Annotated in this window: 11 protein-coding genes, 3 rRNA genes and 2 pseudogenes (1 of these 16 running past the window's edge); 1 reads left to right on the forward strand and 15 read right to left on the reverse strand. The window is 46.4% G+C overall.

Translation table 11 applies throughout. From position 1 onward, the window contains the following. Window positions 1-18: 18 nt before the first annotated feature. The 9 genes from aguA to ACHZES_RS12540 form a co-directional block, all read right to left on the reverse strand. Window positions 19-1,113, reverse strand: coding sequence for an agmatine deiminase (gene aguA, locus ACHZES_RS12500; protein ID WP_395549318.1), 1,095 nt, complete (start codon window positions 1,111-1,113; stop codon window positions 19-21). A gap of 41 nt (window positions 1,114-1,154) precedes the next feature. Then, complete coding sequence (nspC, locus tag ACHZES_RS12505) at window positions 1,155-2,276, reverse strand: carboxynorspermidine decarboxylase (RefSeq protein ID WP_395549317.1); 1,122 nt, start codon at window positions 2,274-2,276, stop codon at window positions 1,155-1,157. 7 nt (window positions 2,277-2,283) lie between these two features. Then, complete coding sequence (locus tag ACHZES_RS12510) at window positions 2,284-3,552, reverse strand: saccharopine dehydrogenase family protein (RefSeq protein WP_395549316.1); 1,269 nt, start codon at window positions 3,550-3,552, stop codon at window positions 2,284-2,286. After that, on the reverse strand, window positions 3,549-4,406 hold the full coding sequence (speE, locus tag ACHZES_RS12515; RefSeq protein ID WP_038278018.1) for a polyamine aminopropyltransferase: 858 nt from the start codon (window positions 4,404-4,406) through the stop codon (window positions 3,549-3,551). The genes ACHZES_RS12510 and speE overlap by 4 nt, the downstream gene beginning before the upstream one ends. 6 nt (window positions 4,407-4,412) lie before the next feature. After that, window positions 4,413-5,885, reverse strand: a complete 1,473-nt coding sequence (locus ACHZES_RS12520) for an aminotransferase class I/II-fold pyridoxal phosphate-dependent enzyme (protein WP_038278015.1) — start codon at window positions 5,883-5,885, stop codon at window positions 4,413-4,415. A gap of 538 nt (window positions 5,886-6,423) precedes the next feature. Then, window positions 6,424-6,696, reverse strand: a complete 273-nt coding sequence (gene spoIIID / locus ACHZES_RS12525) for a sporulation transcriptional regulator SpoIIID (RefSeq protein ID WP_013271108.1) — start codon at window positions 6,694-6,696, stop codon at window positions 6,424-6,426. 95 nt (window positions 6,697-6,791) lie between these two features. Next, on the reverse strand, window positions 6,792-6,884 hold the full coding sequence (locus ACHZES_RS12530; protein ID WP_404820230.1) for a hypothetical protein: 93 nt from the start codon (window positions 6,882-6,884) through the stop codon (window positions 6,792-6,794). Between the two features lie 102 nt (window positions 6,885-6,986). Further along, on the reverse strand, window positions 6,987-9,146 hold the full coding sequence (locus tag ACHZES_RS12535; protein ID WP_395549360.1) for a glycoside hydrolase family 3 C-terminal domain-containing protein: 2,160 nt from the start codon (window positions 9,144-9,146) through the stop codon (window positions 6,987-6,989). A 212-nt stretch (window positions 9,147-9,358) separates the two neighbouring features. Then, a complete protein-coding gene (locus ACHZES_RS12540) occupies window positions 9,359-10,240 on the reverse strand; it encodes a helix-turn-helix domain-containing protein (protein WP_395549315.1) in 882 nt (293 codons plus the stop codon). A 294-nt stretch (window positions 10,241-10,534) separates the two neighbouring features. Here ACHZES_RS12540 and ACHZES_RS12545 point away from each other — a divergent pair, with 294 nt between their 5' ends. Further along, a complete protein-coding gene (locus ACHZES_RS12545) occupies window positions 10,535-11,572 on the forward strand; it encodes an HD-GYP domain-containing protein (RefSeq protein ID WP_156961250.1) in 1,038 nt (345 codons plus the stop codon). A 65-nt stretch (window positions 11,573-11,637) separates the two neighbouring features. On the opposite strand, the gene ACHZES_RS12550 is transcribed toward ACHZES_RS12545, so the two are convergent. The 6 genes and pseudogenes from ACHZES_RS12550 to ACHZES_RS12575 form a co-directional block, all read right to left on the reverse strand. Next, entirely contained in the window at window positions 11,638-12,708 is a 1,071-nt protein-coding gene (locus ACHZES_RS12550; protein ID WP_395549314.1) for a Gfo/Idh/MocA family protein, read from the reverse strand. Window positions 12,709-12,724: 16 nt separating this feature from the next. Continuing rightward, window positions 12,725-13,030 (reverse strand): annotated as a pseudogene (locus ACHZES_RS12555) (low molecular weight phosphotyrosine protein phosphatase); the annotation flags it as partial. A 21-nt stretch (window positions 13,031-13,051) separates the two neighbouring features. Continuing rightward, window positions 13,052-13,394, reverse strand: a pseudogene (locus ACHZES_RS12560) (low molecular weight protein-tyrosine-phosphatase); the annotation flags it as partial. A 175-nt stretch (window positions 13,395-13,569) separates the two neighbouring features. Then, a 23S ribosomal RNA gene (locus tag ACHZES_RS12565) occupies window positions 13,570-16,462 on the reverse strand. Window positions 16,463-16,920: 458 nt separating this feature from the next. After that, window positions 16,921-17,038 (reverse strand): 5S ribosomal RNA (gene rrf / locus ACHZES_RS12570). A gap of 198 nt (window positions 17,039-17,236) precedes the next feature. Next, window positions 17,237-17,604 (reverse strand): 16S ribosomal RNA (locus tag ACHZES_RS12575); it runs 1,164 nt beyond the window's last position. The 16S, 23S and 5S rRNA genes sit together here, the layout of an rRNA operon.

Consider the following 17,604-nt stretch of genomic DNA (forward strand, 5'->3'; position numbering starts at 1 on the left):
TCCTTCCGGTTTCTCGAACTACAACGGAATTTGTTGTGTAATGCAGTGAATATTTCCGCCTCCCACAATAATATCTCTTGCAAACACCGGATAGATCTTCCTTTCCGGGAAGCACTCCCCTAATATCCGTATCGCCTCTGAATCATGAACATCCCCAAACTGAGGAACAATCACCCCTCCATTGGATATATAAAAATTCACATAGCTGGCAGCCAGGCGCTCTCCTGCCTCCCTCTCATCCTCTCCCGGTTCAAAGGAAAGGCCGGAAAGCTCCTCCTCTGTAATGTGGACCGGTTCCTTCGGTATGGGAAGCTTGTGAATCTTAAAATGCCGTCCTGCTGCATCTGTTTCCTGTTCCAGTATCCTTAAATCAACCAGGGACATTTCATACTGAGGATCGTCCTCATCATCCGTCCAGGCCAACACCACTTCCCCCGGCCGGACAAACGCGCAAACATTATCCACGTGCTCATTGGTTTCATCCTGATAGATGCCTGCTTTCAGCCAGATAACCTTAGCAGCCCCCAGATAACATTTCAGCTGCTCTTCAATCTGGAGCTTAGAAAGAGACGGATTCCGCCCGGCGCTCAAAAGGCAAGCTTCTGTTACCAAAAGCGTACCTTCCCCATCCGAGTGAATGGAACCTCCCTCCAGTACAAAATGCTTTGCATCGTAAACGGGATAGTTAAAAAGTTCGCAGAAACGCCCTGCTAGAAGGTCATCCTTTTGCCAGTCAGAATACAACCCGTCAAAAGTACCTCCCCAGGCATTAAACTGCCAGTCGATTCCCCTGATCTTACGTTCCTTATTGACCACAAAGGTTGGTCCCACATCTCTTGCCCATGCGTCGTCGGATTCCATGCCAATCACCTGGATCCGGTCCGACAGCATCTCTCTGGCGCATTCCTTCACATCAGGCTCAGCCAGCATGATTACCTGCTCGCTGTCTGCAATGGCCTCCGCAATTTCGGCAAAGGCTTTCCTTGCCATCCCTGCCCCAAAGGGCCAGGAGCCGGGCCGCTTGGGCCAGATCATGATACAGCCCCGATGAGGCTCAAATTCCCCCGGCATATAAAATCCATCTGCCGCCGGGAAGCTTTTTAATTTTTCCATAGTTTGTCTCCTGATGAATCTTGGGGATATGCTTGTAACTCCTAAGCCAGCCTGTTCTTAAAATCCTCATAGCCAAACCTTTTTACAACACGGCAGTCTCCACCTTGATCCATGATAGCGATGGCAGGAAGGGGCATTCCGTTAAAGGTGTTGTTCTTCACCATGGAATAGATGGCCATATCCATAAAATACAGTTTATCCCCAGGCTTTATCTCTCTGTCAAAGGAATAGTCACCAATCACGTCCCCTGCCAGGCAGGTACAGGAAGACAGCCGGTAGGTAAAAGCCTTTTCTCCCGGTTCTCCGCTGTCCTTTAAAGGCGGCCGGTACGGCATCTCCAGCACATCAGGCATATGGCAGGCTGCGGAAGCATCAAGGATCAATGTCTTTATTCCGTTTTCCACCACATCCATAACCTCTGTCACCAGATACCCGGCATTAAGTGCCACAGCTTCTCCGGGTTCCAGATAAATCTGAAGACCATACTTCTCCTGCATTCTCTTAATGCAGGCTTCTAACAGCCCGATATCGTAGTCCTCCCTGGTAATATGATGTCCTCCGCCCATGTTAAGCCAGGACAGTCCGGATAAATACTTCCCGAACTTTTCCTCAACGGCATCCAGTGTCTTTTTTAAATCATCGGAATTCTGCTCACATAAGGTGTGAAAATGGAGCCCTGATATCCAGGGCAGCCATTCCTCCTTAAAATTGTCAATGGATACGCCAAGCCTTGAACCGGGCGCACACGGGTCATAGATTTCATGGCCTTCCTGGGTGGAACACTGTGGATTAATCCTGATCCCGGCATTTACCCCGCCTAAAACATTTTTATACTTTTCCAGCTGGGAAAAGGAGTTAAATACAATGTGATCACAGATCTTTACCAGCTCATTAAAATCCTCTTCCTTATACGCAGGGGCAAAGACGTGGTTTTCAAGTCCCATCTCCTCTTTCCCCAGTCTGGCCTCAAAAAGCCCGCTGGCCGTAGTTCCGTCAAGATACTTGCCGATGAGAGGGTACTCCGCAAAGCAGGAAAATGCCTTCTGTGCCAGCAGGATCCTGCACCCGGTATTTTCTTTTACCTGCTTAAGGATTTTTAAGTTTTTCTCCAGCCTTTCCTCGTCGATCACATAACAAGGGGTTTTTAGCTCTTCGATCCTCATTTTTTCCCTATCTCCATACGGTTACAGTTTCCGGGTCCTCACATACCACCCATGGAAGCCCCCATTTGTTTAAAGCCTCCATATAGGGATCCGGGTCAAACTCTTCCACATTAAATACTCCAGGCTTCTTCCACTGGCCGGTTAATACCATCAGGCTTCCGATCATGGCCGGAACTCCGGTGGTGTAGGAAATCGCCTGGGATTCCACCTCTCTATAGCATTCCTCATGATCGCATACGTTGTAAATGTAAATGGTCTTTTCCTTTCCATCCTTTACTCCTGTAAAGATACATCCAATGTTGGTCTTTCCTTTGGTTCTGGGACCAAGGGATGCAGGGTCAGGAAGCAGGGCCTTTAAAAACTGGATAGGCACGATTTCCTGTCCGTTAAATTCTATGGGAGAAGTAGAAAGCATACCTACATTTTCCAGGCACTTCATATGGGTTAAATAGCTCTGTCCAAAGGTCATGAAGAAACGGATCCTCTTCACTCCAGGAATGTTCTTAGCCAGGGATTCGATCTCCTCATGGTGAAGCAGGTACATGTCCTTTTCCCCAACCTCCGGGAAATTGTATTTGGATTTGATCTCCATGGGCTCTGTCTCGATCCAGCAGCCATCTTCCCAGTATGAACCATTGGAGGACACTTCTCTTAAGTTAATTTCCGGATTAAAGTTGGTTGCAAAGGGATATCCATGATCGCCACCGTTACAGTCTAAAATATCAATGGTATGAATCTCGTCAAAATAGTGCTTTAAAGCATACGCAGAAAATACGCTGGTAACTCCAGGGTCGAACCCGCTTCCAAGGAGTGCGGTAATCCCTGCGTTCTCAAAGCGCTCCTTATAATCCCACTGCCAGGAATAATCAAAAAGGGCGGTAAATCCAAGCTCTTCACAACGCTTCTCATAGATCGCTCTCCACTCCTGATCATCCGTATTTTCAGGCTCAAAATTAGCGGTATCAATGTAATCTACCCCAGTTGCAAGACAAGCATCCATGATGGTTAAATCCTGATAGGGAAGAGCCACATTCAGTAAGGCATCCGGCTTATAATCTTTTATGAGGGCGATAACCTCTTCTACGTGATCTGCATCAACCCTGGCAGTCTCGATCCTTGTTTTTGTTGTCCCCGCAAGCTTATCCTTTAAGGCATCACATTTCTCCTTTGTCCTGCTTGCGATACAAATATCTGTAAACACCTCGCTGTTTTGACAGCATTTCTGGATTGCCACAGAGGCAACCCCTCCACAACCGATAATTAATAATCTGCTCATTCCTTTTCCTCCTCTTTCAGTAGATCTTCCACGTATTTAGGCAGCATAAAAGCGCCCGTATGAAGATTGGTTGTATAGTACCAGGTTTCAATTTTTAATTGATTCCATAGTTCTGGTTTAAAATCATTGATGGGATGATACTTTTTTGAAGCAAACCCAAACAGCCAGTAGCCCGACGGGCAGGTGGGAATATGGGCCTGATAAACACGGCTTATGGGGAAGGAACGAAATACCTTCCGGTGCATGCTCCTGCATGCCGCCTCATCCTCATCGTAAAAAGGGCTTCCATGCTGATAGACCATAATGCCATCGCTTCGCAGCGCCTTATAGCAGCTGCCGTAAAACTCCTTGGTGAAAAGCCCTTCTGTATGTCCGAACGGATCCGTGGAATCATTGATAATAAGGTCATATTCGTCCTTTTTGCTTCTCAAGAAGCGAAGCCCGTCATCGTAATAAACCTTAACCCTTGGATCAGAGAGGCCGCAGGATACCTCTGGGAAAATGTCCCGGCACACGTCTACAAACAGTTTATCCGTCTCTACCACATCTATGGACTGAATAAACGGATACTGCAAAAGTTCCTTGGCCACCCCTCCGTCGCCTCCGCCAATGATCAGCACATCCTTAACATTCGGATGGACTGCCATGGGTACATGGGTCACCATTTCATCGTAAATAAACTCATCCTTTTCAGAAAAAACAATGTCTCCATCCAAAGACACAAACTTTCCAAATTCCTGGGATTCGAACACGTCAATTCTCTGGTATTCACTTTCACCGGAGAATAGCTGTTTATCGATCCGTACCGAAAGCTTCACATTGGACGTGTGAAATTTTGAAAACCATATCTCCATATTTTCCTACCTCTCCCCTTCTTTGACCTGCTCCTTTAATACCATCAACCGCTCTACCGCCGGATCCTCGGTCCCCTGCATGGAACAGCCCATTTCCCTGGCATAGATGATGTACTCCACGATCTCTTCCGTAATCATCTCTCCCGGTGCCAGGATCGGAATACCCGGGGGATAGCACATGACAAACTCCCCGCTTATCCTTCCTGCGGATTCTCCTACCGGCACGGATACCTTTTGGGAATAAAATGCCTTCTGGGGCGATACCACCACTTTGGGCGCAATATATTCTCCTGACAGCATACCCGTACGATCCTTTTTGTAAAGACGTTCAATATCCGCCAGTGCTCCCACAAGACGTTCAATATCCTGAATCCGGTCACCGATGGAAATGTAGGCAAGGAGGTTGCAGATATCTCCAAATTCAATCTGGATATCATATTCATCCCGAAGGAGGTCATAGACCTCAATTCCTGCCAGCCCATTTCCCAGAGTATAAACGGATAACTTTGTCACATCGTAATCAAATATACTGGTTCCATTGATCAAATCCCTCCCATAAGCGTAGTAACCACCGATGGAGTTGATCTCCCCTCTGGCATATTCCGCCATTTCCACCACCTTTGCAAAGGACTCTTCTCCCCGCAGAGCCAGGTTCCTTCTGGATATGTCAAGGCTTGACAATAGCAGGTAAGAGGCGCTGGTGGTCTGGGTTAGGTTTATGATCTGACGTACATAATCCCCGTTTACTCCCTTGTTTAAAAGTAGAAGGGAACTTTGTGTCAGGCTTCCTCCTGATTTGTGCATGGAGACCGCTGCCATATCTGCCCCTGCTTCCATGGCGGAGACCGGTAGACCCTTTCCAAAATAAAGATGGGTACCATGGGCTTCATCAGCCAGGACCTTCATCCCATGGGCATGGGCCAGCCGGACAATGGAGCGGATATCAGAACAGATTCCATAATAAGTGGGATTGTTAACAAATACCGCCACTGCATCGGGATTTTCCTTAATCGCCTTTTCTACCTGGCTGATCTCCATACCAAGAGAAATGCCAAGCATACTGTTTACCTCTGGGTTTACATAAATCGGAACCGCTCCGCACAATACCAGAGCATTTAAGGCGCTTCTATGGACATTTCTTGGAAGAATGATCTTATCACCTGCCTTGCAGACAGACAGGATCATGCTCTGTACAGCCGACGTGGTCCCTCCCACCATCAAAAATGCATCTGCCGCTCCAAAAGCATCTGCTGTCAGCCGTTCTGCATCCCGGATCACGGACACCGGATGGCATAAATTATCAAGCGGCTTCATGGAATTTACATCGAGTCCGACACACCGTTCCCCCAAAAGCCGGGCAAGCTCCGGATTTCCCCTTCCCCGTTTATGGCCCGGCACATCAAAGGGTACTACCCTCTTTTTCTGAAATGTTTCAAGAGCTTCATAAATAGGCGCCCTCATCTGATCTTCTTTGTTCATATGGCTCTTACCTCTCCTTGTCACGGGATTGTCACTCCCTCTTTTGTCGCTGAAACGTAAGTGTCGCCTTATTGGCGCAGATTTTTTCATAGCAAAAAGGCAGGTGATTATTCATCACCTGCCTGCAATTTCATGAATGATATTTCCAGTAAGGGCATTATGCCCGTCTTTTATTCATGACAATTATCGTTTCGAGTCTACATAGCAAATATGTTGTCCCTGCTATTATTGATCGTTTCACAAGTGATGTGCTATCGCACGGATTATAAAGTAATCAACTTATAAAATTTGAGCTTTTAACTCAATCAATAATGTGGTTTCCCACGCTCGGCAGCTGACCCGCCTGTCCGTCTGGGCTTAACTTCTTACGAAGTGGTCAATATTTGCATGAAAACGATAATGTCTCTTCATACCGGGGTAAAGAATAACATATTTTACGGCCTCATGTCAATAAAAAATTTTAACATTTTTAAAAAACAGCCGTTGATGGGAATCCCTATCATTCCCATCAGCGGCTGTTTTTCATTTTTTTGTCCTATTAATTCTTTTTGCTGCACATCTGAAGGCGATGTTGGTATTTCTCTTTGGTGGCAAGGCCGCCTCGTATATGACGCTCGGATTTGTTAATATCAAGGATTACCCTGGCCCGGGCTGCCAGGGACGGATTAATGTGCTCTAAACGGTCCGTAACATCTTTATGTACCGTAGATTTGGAAATCCCAAATTTCTTCGCTGTCTGCCTCACGGTCGCATGATAGTCTATGATGTAGTTGGCGATCGCAACCGCGCGTTCTTCAATATATTCCTTCAAGAAAATCCCCCTGCTAGGACGTTTTTACATACTTATGCAGGAGGAGTAGCAAGTATGAATGGTTATCCCCACTGATTACAGATGAATTTTTTTCTCTATTTCGCCACCGTTTTCCCTACGTAACGGAAATGCTCCGGTTCATAACGGATGCCTGTAATATTCTCCTTTTCCTTGGGATAGCGGGGCACAAAACCAAACCGGCTGCAGTTCTCAGCCAGCCACAGGGCCTGTTTTTTAAAATTTATTCATTTTGTAAATATTAACCACAGACTAGGATCTTCTGCTGTTATTTAGATACAGCATTTTTCCAGAACGATACGCTGGTCTACGGATATTGTCATGTATTCCGGTGCTTTCCCAGTAAGTTCCTGGCTCCGTTTGTCTGGTTGCTGCGTTCCCACATAAACCTTATATGTACCGGCTTCCAGCACCAGATCTCCTTGTTCATCCCGTAAGGCAAAGGCTTTGTCGGAAAGTGCCACCTGCAATTCTCTTTCCTCCCCTGGTTCCAGTTCTACCTTTAAAAGTGCCTTGAGCTGAGCATTGGGTGTCCCCGGCGCACAGGATTTTACATATACCTGCAGGGTCTCTGCTCCCTTCCTATGCCCTTCATTCTTTATTACTGCTTTTACGCTTAAGGTATCACCTGCCCCTATCCGGTCCTGGCTTATGGATACATCTCTTACGGCAAAATCCGTGTAAGAAAGTCCGTAGCCAAAAGGATACAGAGCCTCTTGTTCCATATACCGGTAGGTTCTGCCCTTCATGGAATAATCCGTAAAGGCCGGAAGCTCCTCTGTACTCCGGTAAAAGGTGACGGGTAGCTTTCCTTCCGGCGAATAATCCCCGAACAGCACGGCGGCCAGCGCACGGCCTCCCTGAGCTCCCGGATACCAGCCTTCAATAATGGCAGGGATATGAGCATCTGCCCAGGACACATCAAGGGCACTTCCTGATAAAAGCACTAAAACCACAGGTTTGCCGCTCTTATAGATCTCCTCCAGCACTTGCTTTTGCAGCCCTGGAAGGGATAAATTAGGTTTATCGCCGCTGGCATATTCATTCCCCTCGTCGCCCTCTTCTCCTTCCAGACTGGAATCCAGGCCCATGCAGGCAATGATTACATCGCTGGCTTCGCACACCCCGCGAACCTCTGACAGCCGATCATTCTCCTGACCTAAACCGCTTACCCTCGGTTTACATAAATGGCAGCCTTCTGAGACCATAACACGGACATCTTCTCCAACATAATCCTGGATTCCTTCGGAAACCGTATAATACCTGGAAGCAGTGCCCTCGTAATTTCCTATCAACGCCTTTCGGTTATCGCTGTTGGGTCCGATGATGCCAATGGTTTTCAGACTGCTCTTATCAAGTGGAAGTATATTTCCCTCATTTTTAAGCAGTACAAAGGACTTTCTGGAAGCCTTAAAATTCAGCTCCTTATGCTCTCTGGTATCATTGTCCTCATAAGTAATTTTATTGTATTCCACAGCTTCCGGCTCCTCAAACAGCCCAAGCTTCAGCCTTGTCATCATCAGATTCTCAACTGCTTCATTTAACCGTTCCTCAGACACCATCCCCCGGTTTACTGCCTCCGTCAGATATAAAAACAGGCTTCCGCAATTTAAATCACAGCCGTTTTCCATTGCCATGGCAACAGATTCCAGGGCGGAACTTGTAACTCCGTGATGTTCATGAAAATCCTTTACTGCCCAGCAATCTGAGGTTACGTGCCCCTCAAATCCCCAGTCCGTCCTCAAAATATCCTTAAGCAGGGTCTTGCTTCCGCAGCAGGGTTCCCCATTGGTCCGGTTATAGGCTCCCATAACCGTCTCTACCTTTCCTTCTTTCACACAAGCCTCAAACGCAGGCAAATAGGTTTCAAACATATCTTGTTTTGTCACCTCAGCATTAAAGGAATGGCGTATATCCTCTGGACCTGAGTGGACTGCAAAATGTTTGGCGCAGGCTGCGGTCTTCATATAGCTTTCGTCATCCCCCTGCAGCCCTTTAATGAAACGAACTCCCATACGTGAAGTCAGATACGGATCTTCTCCGTATGTTTCATGTCCCCTTCCCCAACGGGGATCCCTGAAAATATTAACATTGGGGGCCCAAAACGTAAGTCCCTTATAAATATCCGTATCTCCGTATTTCTGCTGCATATGAAACTTTGCCCTGGCCTCTGTGGAAACTGTATCAGCAACTTCAAAAAGCAGCTCCTCGTCAAAGCTTGCCGCCAATCCAATGGCCTGAGGAAACACCGTAGCTACACCGGCCCTGGCCACACCATGAAGGCCTTCATTCCACCAGTTATATCCCTTTATTCCCAACCTTGGAATCGCCGCTGCACTGTGTACGGTCTGTGATACCTTTTCCTCCAGCGTCATTTTCCCTACCAATTCTTTTGCTTTTTTCCGGTATTCCTTCAGTTTATCCTGATTCATGGAACTCACCTTAACCTTTCCTTTTAAACTTATATCCTGACATTCCCTTGCCTTTTTTTCCATGACTCCATCATAGCATTTCATAACGAATCAGGCATCCCACTTCTTGCTTCCAATGGCGCACATATTGCTTTTTCTACAAAAAATCCTCTTACAGGAACACTCATAAACCTGGTATTCCCATAAGAGGAGCCGTTAACTTCCCTTTGTTTCTATTCTTCCGATTCATACATCTGCTGTTTGATCTTCCTGTAATCGCTTGGTGAACAGTGCTTTATCATCTTAAAGGTACGGTTAAAAGCGCTCATGGATGAAAAGCCCGAACCCATAGCAACATCCGTAATGCTCATTTCCCTGGTATTATACAAAAGCTCCTCCGCTCTTTTCACTCGTTTGGAGTTTAAATATTCATAAAAGGTCATGTTCATATACTGTTTAAATATTCTGGTAAAGTGATATTTGGAAAATCCGCAAATTCGTGCCACTTCCCCCAATGTCAGATTCTCCATGAAGTGCTGGTTGATATAAGTGCTGGCATTCATGACAGCTTCAAAATATTCCTGCTGCTTCAAGGCAGGGATCTGCCTACCGGCCCCATCCTTACATACTTTATTTCTCCCTAATTCCACATAGATCTCAATCAGTGCCGCATAAATGGATGCCTCCCGGAAACCGTTGCTTCCCTGATATTCCTCAATAATCTTATCAAGTTTCTTCTTAATATGCCCATAAAGAGAATCTCTGTCCTCCTTTTTTAAGAATATGACCGGGGGAATTATATGCAGCAAGGTTTCCATCTCCTTTAAATGGTAAAGAAGAGCCGCATCAAACTGTAAAATATAACGTTCTCCCTGAGAGGGCGCCTTTAAGGAATGGATCACGCCGGAATGGATCAGAATGATATCTTCTTTTTCAAGGAGAAAATGTTCCTCCCCTACGATTACCTCATAACCACCCTTTATCGGCATGATCATTTCAATTCCTCCATGCCAGTGTTCCGGATAATCCTCAAAATTCTTATTATGATATAGTCGAAGTCCTAATGAGCATTCATAATGAATCGTCTCATGCATTCCGTTTAAGATTTCAATCATAAAATTCCCCTTTTCGATGTCTATTCCCGAGTCAATCCGAATTTATAATGATTTGTAAAGATTAAAGAATTTTTGCATAAAATATTGCCTGATTTTTCTCTGCCATACTAGTTTTAAAATTCAAATTTCCATTGACGCATTGGTTAATTCACACTATAATTTAATGTGTCATTGTGCATATATTTCCAACTTTAACATAAAAAGGAATTTACGGAACAGAAAGAAGAGACTGCGTTTTGGTCTGTTGAGGTGAACGAATTGATTTATCTTCCTATTGAGAAATTGACTGAAGGTATGGAATTAGCCCGAAACATCCCGGGAATAAACCCAATGCTTCCTTTTGCGGTAACCGGCTTCAAGCTGAGTGAACGTATGATCGGCCGCATGAAAACCATCGGAGTACAAGGGGCTTATATCTGCACAGAGATCACGCAAGGCATTGAACCCGAAGATTTTGTAGAACCGGAGTTAAAAGCCAAAATGCTGACAAGCATCCGCGATGTCTTTGACCAGAGTTTGAAAAAATTTACCTTTCAGTCCAGCAAACAGGTTTACGAGGAGATCGCCAAGGTGGCCGAATCCGTTGTTATGAATGTTTTGAATAAGGACAAGTATCTCTTTCAGATGATAGATATCAGAGATTATGACGGGTATACTTACTCCCATAGTCTTTATGTAGGCATTTTAAGCGTATTATTGGGAAAGTACATCGGACTTTCCGTTTCCAATCTTAATGACCTGGCCCTCTGCGGCCTTCTTCATGACATTGGAAAAACAGATATTCCAATTGATATTACCAACAAACCGGGCCCCTTAACCAAAGAAGAATTTGAAATTATGAAACAGCATCCCAGCCTTTCCTATAAAAAACTAGGCGACCACATCGTAATTTCCCAAGCAGTTCTGCAGGGGGTTCAAACCCACCACGAAAAATTTGACGGAACTGGGTATCCCTTTGGCCTTACAGGCAAGGATATTCCTCTTTATGCCCGGATCCTGGCTATTGCAGATGTATATGATGCTCTCAATTCCACCAGGCCATACCGGAAAGCTTGGTCTCCCAGACGGATTTTTGACTATCTTACCAGCTGCTCCAATACTCATTTTGACCCGGAACTGCTGACAGCTTTCCTTCATTGTGTTTCCGCATATCCCATCGGTACCATTGTCCTCCTTAGTGACGGGAGTTCCGCAGTGGTTAAGGATAATACGCCAGGATTTTCTCTGCGCCCCATTATCCGCTTCATCAGTCCTCCTCAAAAGGCAGGCAGAGAAGTGGACTTATCATGCGAATTATTTAATCTGACTATCATCGACGATGATGAATGTTGACAATCCTTTTCCCCATCAGCATGGGACGGGCTTTTTTACTCTACATAAAAACCCGCCCCTACTAATCAACTCCAAATCTGGGTTTCTGATTCCATCATCTGACCGCTTTTTAGAGCCTGCTCCATAAGTATCCTCACATAGGCGTCCTGCAGCCCCTCGGATAGAGGATAAACCTCCACGCCCCCCTCAATAAACCGTCTCATTCCAAGCATAAGAGTTCCTATGGCCGTTTCATCCTGAGAAAGCCCATTGATCCTTCCTAACTCATAAAACGGATTTCTATAAAGCAGCTCCTGTTCCATGTAGATTTCTTTGATTCCATTTCCTGTTTCAAAAGGTTTTTGAATAATCTGTAATTCTCTTGACCGGTTGTCTTCTCCTACATAACGAAGCGTCCAGTCATCCAGTTCCCCTCTTGCTCCCTGAACATTTAAATGACGGCTCCTGATACTGGAATGGTACTGTATACCATTAAAATCATAAAAGGCTGTTTTTCCCCCTTCAAATTCAAAGGTCAGCCTGACCCGTTCTCTTTCACTTACCCTGCCGTCTTCAATAAGCCCTTGCCTGGAATCCGTCTCCACTACCGGATAACGGTATTTCTTTCCATACACTTTCATGTTTTCCAAACCAATTCCTAAAAGCCGTCGGATCAGGCTGGCTCCATGGTAGTCATGAACTGCAGAGATATTAACCATATATGGATCACCAAGATACCCCCGCTTAGCGATCTCAATAGCCGCATGAAAGACCGGGTATTCAAAATACTGCTCCGCAACCTGTATCCTGGCTCCTTCCTGGGTATGAAGACGCCAAAGCTCCTGCAAATCTTCTAATTCCATAGCAGCCGGTGTCTCACAAAGCACTGGATATCCCTTCAGTGCCCATTCCCTTGTCACTTGAAAGATGGAATCCTTATTAACAGCCACTACAACGAAATCCGGATTTTCTGATCGGCATTCCTCTGGGCTTGTCACGGCTTTGATTCCGGTTTCCTCCTGCAGCCACTGGGCTTTTTCTTTTGTCCGGCAAAGAAATGCTGCCAGATGAAAACAATCCGGATAAGCTTTGGCAATCCTTGCATAGAACTGAGATCTCCATCCGGAGCCTATTACAACAAAATTAAGTGGTTTCATAAATAATACCCCCTAGCTACCTGTAATTCCTCTCGTTTTCCTGCTCCAAAATAAAGGTAAGAAGTGCTTTGCATCCTTCATATACATCATCATAGGTACGGTCAAAGTCTCCGGTATACCACGGATCTGCAATATCCCTAGGATGAGGAGAGAAGTCCAAAAGCCGCTTTACCTTTCCTTCCGGGTCTCCGCCCAGGATTCTAAGCATATTTGTCACATTCCTCTGTTCCATACCAATCAGATAGTTATATTGGTCATAATCCTTCCTGGATAACTGTACTGCATGTTTTCCAGCCGTGGATATTCCATATTCTTTAAGCTTTTCTCTTGTCCAAAAGCCGCTTTACCTTTCCTTCCGGGTCTCCGCCCAGGATTCTAAGCATATTTGTCACATTCCTCTGTTCCATACCAATCAGATAGTTATATTGGTCATAATCCTTCCTGGATAACTGTACTGCATGTTTTCCAGCCGTGGATATTCCATATTCTTTAAGCTTTTCTCTTGTTCCACGGTGCACCGGATTCCCGATCTCTTCCGTACTTGTGGCTGCTGACGCCACATAGAAGCGATCGCCTAAATGCTCCTTTTCTATCATATCCTTCATAACAAACTCCGCCATGGGTGATCTGCATATATTTCCAAGGCAGACCATTAATATACGGATGACATCCTGTCCTCTCTTCATTGCATACAGCTCCTTAATTCTATAAAAGACTTAAAAACAAAAAAAGCGCAAACCCATACCTGGATTTACGCATTATAATTCTGTGCTATGCACCATAACCTGCTGCATATACCCTCAAAACCACACATTGTTACATATCTATTTTCATCCGTTCTTTCCTCTTACCTAAACCAACCTGGTTAAGCCCTCGACCTATTAGTGACAGTCAGCTGCACATGTTGCCATGCTTCCACCTCTGCCCTATCTACCTCGTCGTCTTCAAGGGGTCTTACTCTTGCGATGGGATATCTCATCTTGAGGGGGGCTTCACGCTTAGATGCCTTCAGCGTTTATCCCTTCCCGACTTGGCTACTCTGCCATGGCTTTGATAGCCAACAGATACACCAGAGGTCAGTCCATCCCGGTCCTCTCGTACTAAGGACAGCTCCTCTCAAATATCCTACGCCCACGCCGGATAGGGACCGAACTGTCTCACGACGTTCTGAACCCAGCTCGCGTACCGCTTTAATGGGCGAACAGCCCAACCCTTGGGACCTACTACAGCCCCAGGATGCGATGAGCCGACATCGAGGTGCCAAACCACTCCGTCGATGTGAACTCTTGGGAGTGATAAGCCTGTTATCCCCAGGGTAGCTTTTATCCGTTGAGCGATGGCAATCCCACTTTATACCACCGGATCACTAAGTCCTAGTTTCCTACCTGCTCCACCCGTCGGTGTCGCAGTCAAGCTCCCTTATGCCTTTGCACTCTTCGAATGGTTTCCGTCCATTCTGAGGGAACCTTTGAGCGCCTCCGATACCCTTTCGGAGGCGACCGCCCCAGTCAAACTCCCCGCCTGACATTGTCCCCCAGCCAGGTCATGGCTGCAGGTTAGAAATCCAATACCGCAAGGGTGGTATCCCAACATCGGCTCTGATAAGACTGGCGTCCTATCTTCACTGCCTCCCACCTATCCTGTACATGCAGTACCGAATCCCAGTATCAAGCTGGAGTAAAGCTCCATGGGGTCTTTCCGTCCTGGCGCAGGTAACCAGCATCTTCACTGGTATTTCAATTTCACCGGGTGCATTGTTGAGACAGCGCTCAAATCATTACGCCTTTCGTGCGGGTCGGAACTTACCCGACAAGGAATTTCGCTACCTTAGGACCGTTATAGTTACGGCCGCCGTTTACTGGGGCTTAAATTCAGAGCTTCGCGTTGCCGCTAACCCCTCCTCGTAACCTTCCAGCACCGGGCAGGCGTCAGCCCATATACCTCACCTTTCGGTTTTGCATAGACCTGTGTTTTTGCTAAACAGTTGCTTGAGCCTATTCTCTGCGGCCTGGTTTCCCAGGCACCCCTTATCCCGAAGTTACGGGGTCATTTTGCCGAGTTCCTTAACAATGCTTCTCCCGCCGGCCTTAGGATTCTCTCCTCATCCACCTGTGTCGGTTTACGGTACGGGCACATATTACACAATAGCGGCTTTTCTTGACAGCCCCTACGAAGACTTCCCTACTTATGTTCGGTACGCGTCACACCTTCCTGTTGCTGGGTGGATTTGCCATTCCAGCCAGTCCAGTGCTTGCCCCGGTCTTTTCATTCCCGGGTTCTTCTTCGGTTCTGTGTCCCCACAGTTCTGATAATATGCGGTACAGGAATTTCAACCTGTTGTCCATCGACTACGTCTTTCGACCTCGCCTTAGGCCCCGACTTACCCAGAGCAGATCAGCTTTACTCTGGAAACCTTAGATATTCGGCCTGGAGGATTCTCACCTCCATCTCGCTACTCATTCCGGCATTCTCTCTTCTTAACACTCCACATCTCCTTACGGTAATGCTTCTGTGCGTTAAGAATGCTCCTCTACCAATGTATCATACGATACATTCCACAGCTTCGGTGTCGTGTTTTAGCCCCGGACATTTTCGGCGCAGGACCTCTCGACTAGTGAGCTATTACGCACTCTTTGAATGTGTGGCTGCTTCTAAGCCAACATCCTAGTTGTCTGTGAAATCCCACATCCTTTTCCACTTAACACGCACTTTGGGACCTTAGCTGGTGGTCTGGGCTCTTTCCCTTTTGACTACCCAACTTATCTCGTGCAGTCTGACTCCCGTACATCATCTGGCCGGCATTCGGAGTTTGATATTCTTTGGTAAGCTTTGACGCCCCCTAGGAAATTCAGTGCTCTACCTCCGGCAGACTAATACGAGGCTAGCCCTAAAGCTATTTCGAGGAGAACCAGCTATCTCCGGGTTCGATTGGAATTTCTCCCCTACCCACACCTCATCGCCACCCTTTTCAACGGATGTGCGTTCGGTCCTCCATTTCCTTTTACGGAAACTTCAACCTGGACATGGGTAGATCACCCGGTTTCGGGTCTACCTTTACTGACTTATGCGCCCTATTAAGACTTGGTTTCCCTTCGGCTCCACACCTTAAGTGCTTAACCTTGCCAGTAACGGTAACTCGCCGGACCGTTCTACAAAAAGTACGCGGTTCCACCTTAAACGTGGTTCCACAGCTTGTAAACACAGGGTTTCAGGTTCTTTTTCACTCCCCTCCCGGGGTCCTTTTCACCTTTCCTTCACAGTACTATGCGCTATCGGTCACTAAGTAGTATTTAGCCTTGGGGGGTGGTCCCCCCGAATTCCCACAAGGTTTCTCGTGTCTCGTGGTACTTTGGATCCTGCTCGCTGACTATTGCTTTCCCATACAAGGCTTTCACTTTCTATGGCCGGTCTTTCCAGGACCGTTCTGGTAACAAATCGTCTCACTTATTGCAGTCCATAACCCCAGTATGCACGCATACTGGTTTAGGCTCCTTCCATTTCGCTCGCCGCTACTTTGGAAATCGAGTTTTCTTTCTTTTCCTCCGGGTACTTAGATGTTTCAGTTCCCCGGGTTCCCGACGTATGGCTATGTATTCACCATACGACAACTGAGGTTTGCTCAGTTGGGTTTCCCCATTCAGATATCTCCGGATCAAAGGATATTTGCTCCTCCCCGAAGCTTTTCGCAGCTTATCACGTCTTTCATCGGCTCTTAGTGCCAAGGCATCCACCCTGCGCTCTTATTAGCTTAACCAATTCGATGTTCACCTGCGGGTGCGGGCTACTTATCTAAGATACATAGCGTTGTATCTCTGGTCTTAGGTTTGTTATTTCACCGTACGTTACGGTTACTTTAACGAGTTTTGTTTGGTTACATCGTTAGATGTAACACCTCGGATGTCTTGATATTGTCTTTATAATAAAGACTTTATCTAGATATATTTCAATATGTGGTTTTCAAGGTACATACACGATGTCATCAGAAACATTACATGCTTTCTTTTGGCATCACCTGACTGAAGTTTATCAGTCATTCGCTTGCTCGATAGGCTCGAACCCACGAATCACTGGTAAAAACCAGCTATATAAAACAGCACTACCCTGCTGAATCAGGTTAACACATTCTTTAGCACAGGCTTCGCTTTTCCCTCCGCCCATTGGAACATGTCCGTTCTATATAAAACACTCGCTAGAGTGAATTTTTTTAAAGTAATCTGGCACCCACCTGCTCTCCCATGCCGTCTCCAGCATAGTACCATCGGCCGCTTAAGTCTTAACCATCGTGTTCGGGATGGGAACGGGTGTCTCCCCTAAGCGCATCGGCACCAGAAATTTCGTGTCTTACTAGTAATGCGTGTACAATGGAATGGAAATGTGTGTTGAAAGCTTGCTTTCATAAGCACATTTGTATTCTGTTGTATAAGCGGCACAGCCGCAACCGAGCGAACTTGTTCGCAAGGTTACACATTACGAAACTTTGAAACATAAGACTCAACAGTATATAAAACCCTTACTTCTTCTTCCTTAGAAAGGAGGTGATCCAGCCGCACCTTCCGATACGGCTACCTTGTTACGACTTCACCCCAGTTATCAGTCCCGCCTTCGGCAGCTCCCTCCTTACGGTTGGGTCACTGACTTCGGGCGTTACCAACTCCCATGGTGTGACGGGCGGTGTGTACAAGACCCGGGAACGTATTCACCGCGGCATTCTGATCCGCGATTACTAGCGATTCCAGCTTCATGTAGTCGAGTTGCAGACTACAATCCGAACTGAGACGTTATTTTTGGGGTTTGCTCCAGATCGCTCCTTTGCTTCCCTTTGTTTACGCCATTGTAGCACGTGTGTAGCCCAAATCATAAGGGGCATGATGATTTGACGTCATCCCCACCTTCCTC

This window comes from Lacrimispora sanguinis, from assembly GCF_044987295.1.
In the GTDB taxonomy this organism is placed as follows: domain Bacteria; phylum Bacillota; class Clostridia; order Lachnospirales; family Lachnospiraceae; genus Lacrimispora; species Lacrimispora celerecrescens_B.

Bases quoted from the DNA above. Each gene is read 5' to 3' on its own strand.
- speE (WP_038278018.1), bottom strand. From the start codon at position 4,406: ATGGAGATATGGTTTTCAAAATTTCACACGTCCAATGTGAAGCTTTCG.
- ACHZES_RS12545 (WP_156961250.1), top strand. From the start codon at position 10,535: ATGGAATTAGCCCGAAACATCCCGGGAATAAACCCAATGCTTCCTTTT.
- ACHZES_RS12520 (WP_038278015.1), bottom strand. From the start codon at position 5,885: ATGAACAAAGAAGATCAGATGAGGGCGCCTATTTATGAAGCTCTTGAA.
- ACHZES_RS12510 (WP_395549316.1), bottom strand. From the start codon at position 3,552: ATGAGCAGATTATTAATTATCGGTTGTGGAGGGGTTGCCTCTGTGGCA.
- nspC (WP_395549317.1), bottom strand. From the start codon at position 2,276: ATGAGGATCGAAGAGCTAAAAACCCCTTGTTATGTGATCGACGAGGAA.
- ACHZES_RS12535 (WP_395549360.1), bottom strand. From the start codon at position 9,146: ATGAATCAGGATAAACTGAAGGAATACCGGAAAAAAGCAAAAGAATTG.
- ACHZES_RS12550 (WP_395549314.1), bottom strand. From the start codon at position 12,708: ATGAAACCACTTAATTTTGTTGTAATAGGCTCCGGATGGAGATCTCAG.
- ACHZES_RS12540 (WP_395549315.1), bottom strand. From the start codon at position 10,240: ATGATTGAAATCTTAAACGGAATGCATGAGACGATTCATTATGAATGC.
- aguA (WP_395549318.1), bottom strand. From the start codon at position 1,113: ATGGAAAAATTAAAAAGCTTCCCGGCGGCAGATGGATTTTATATGCCG.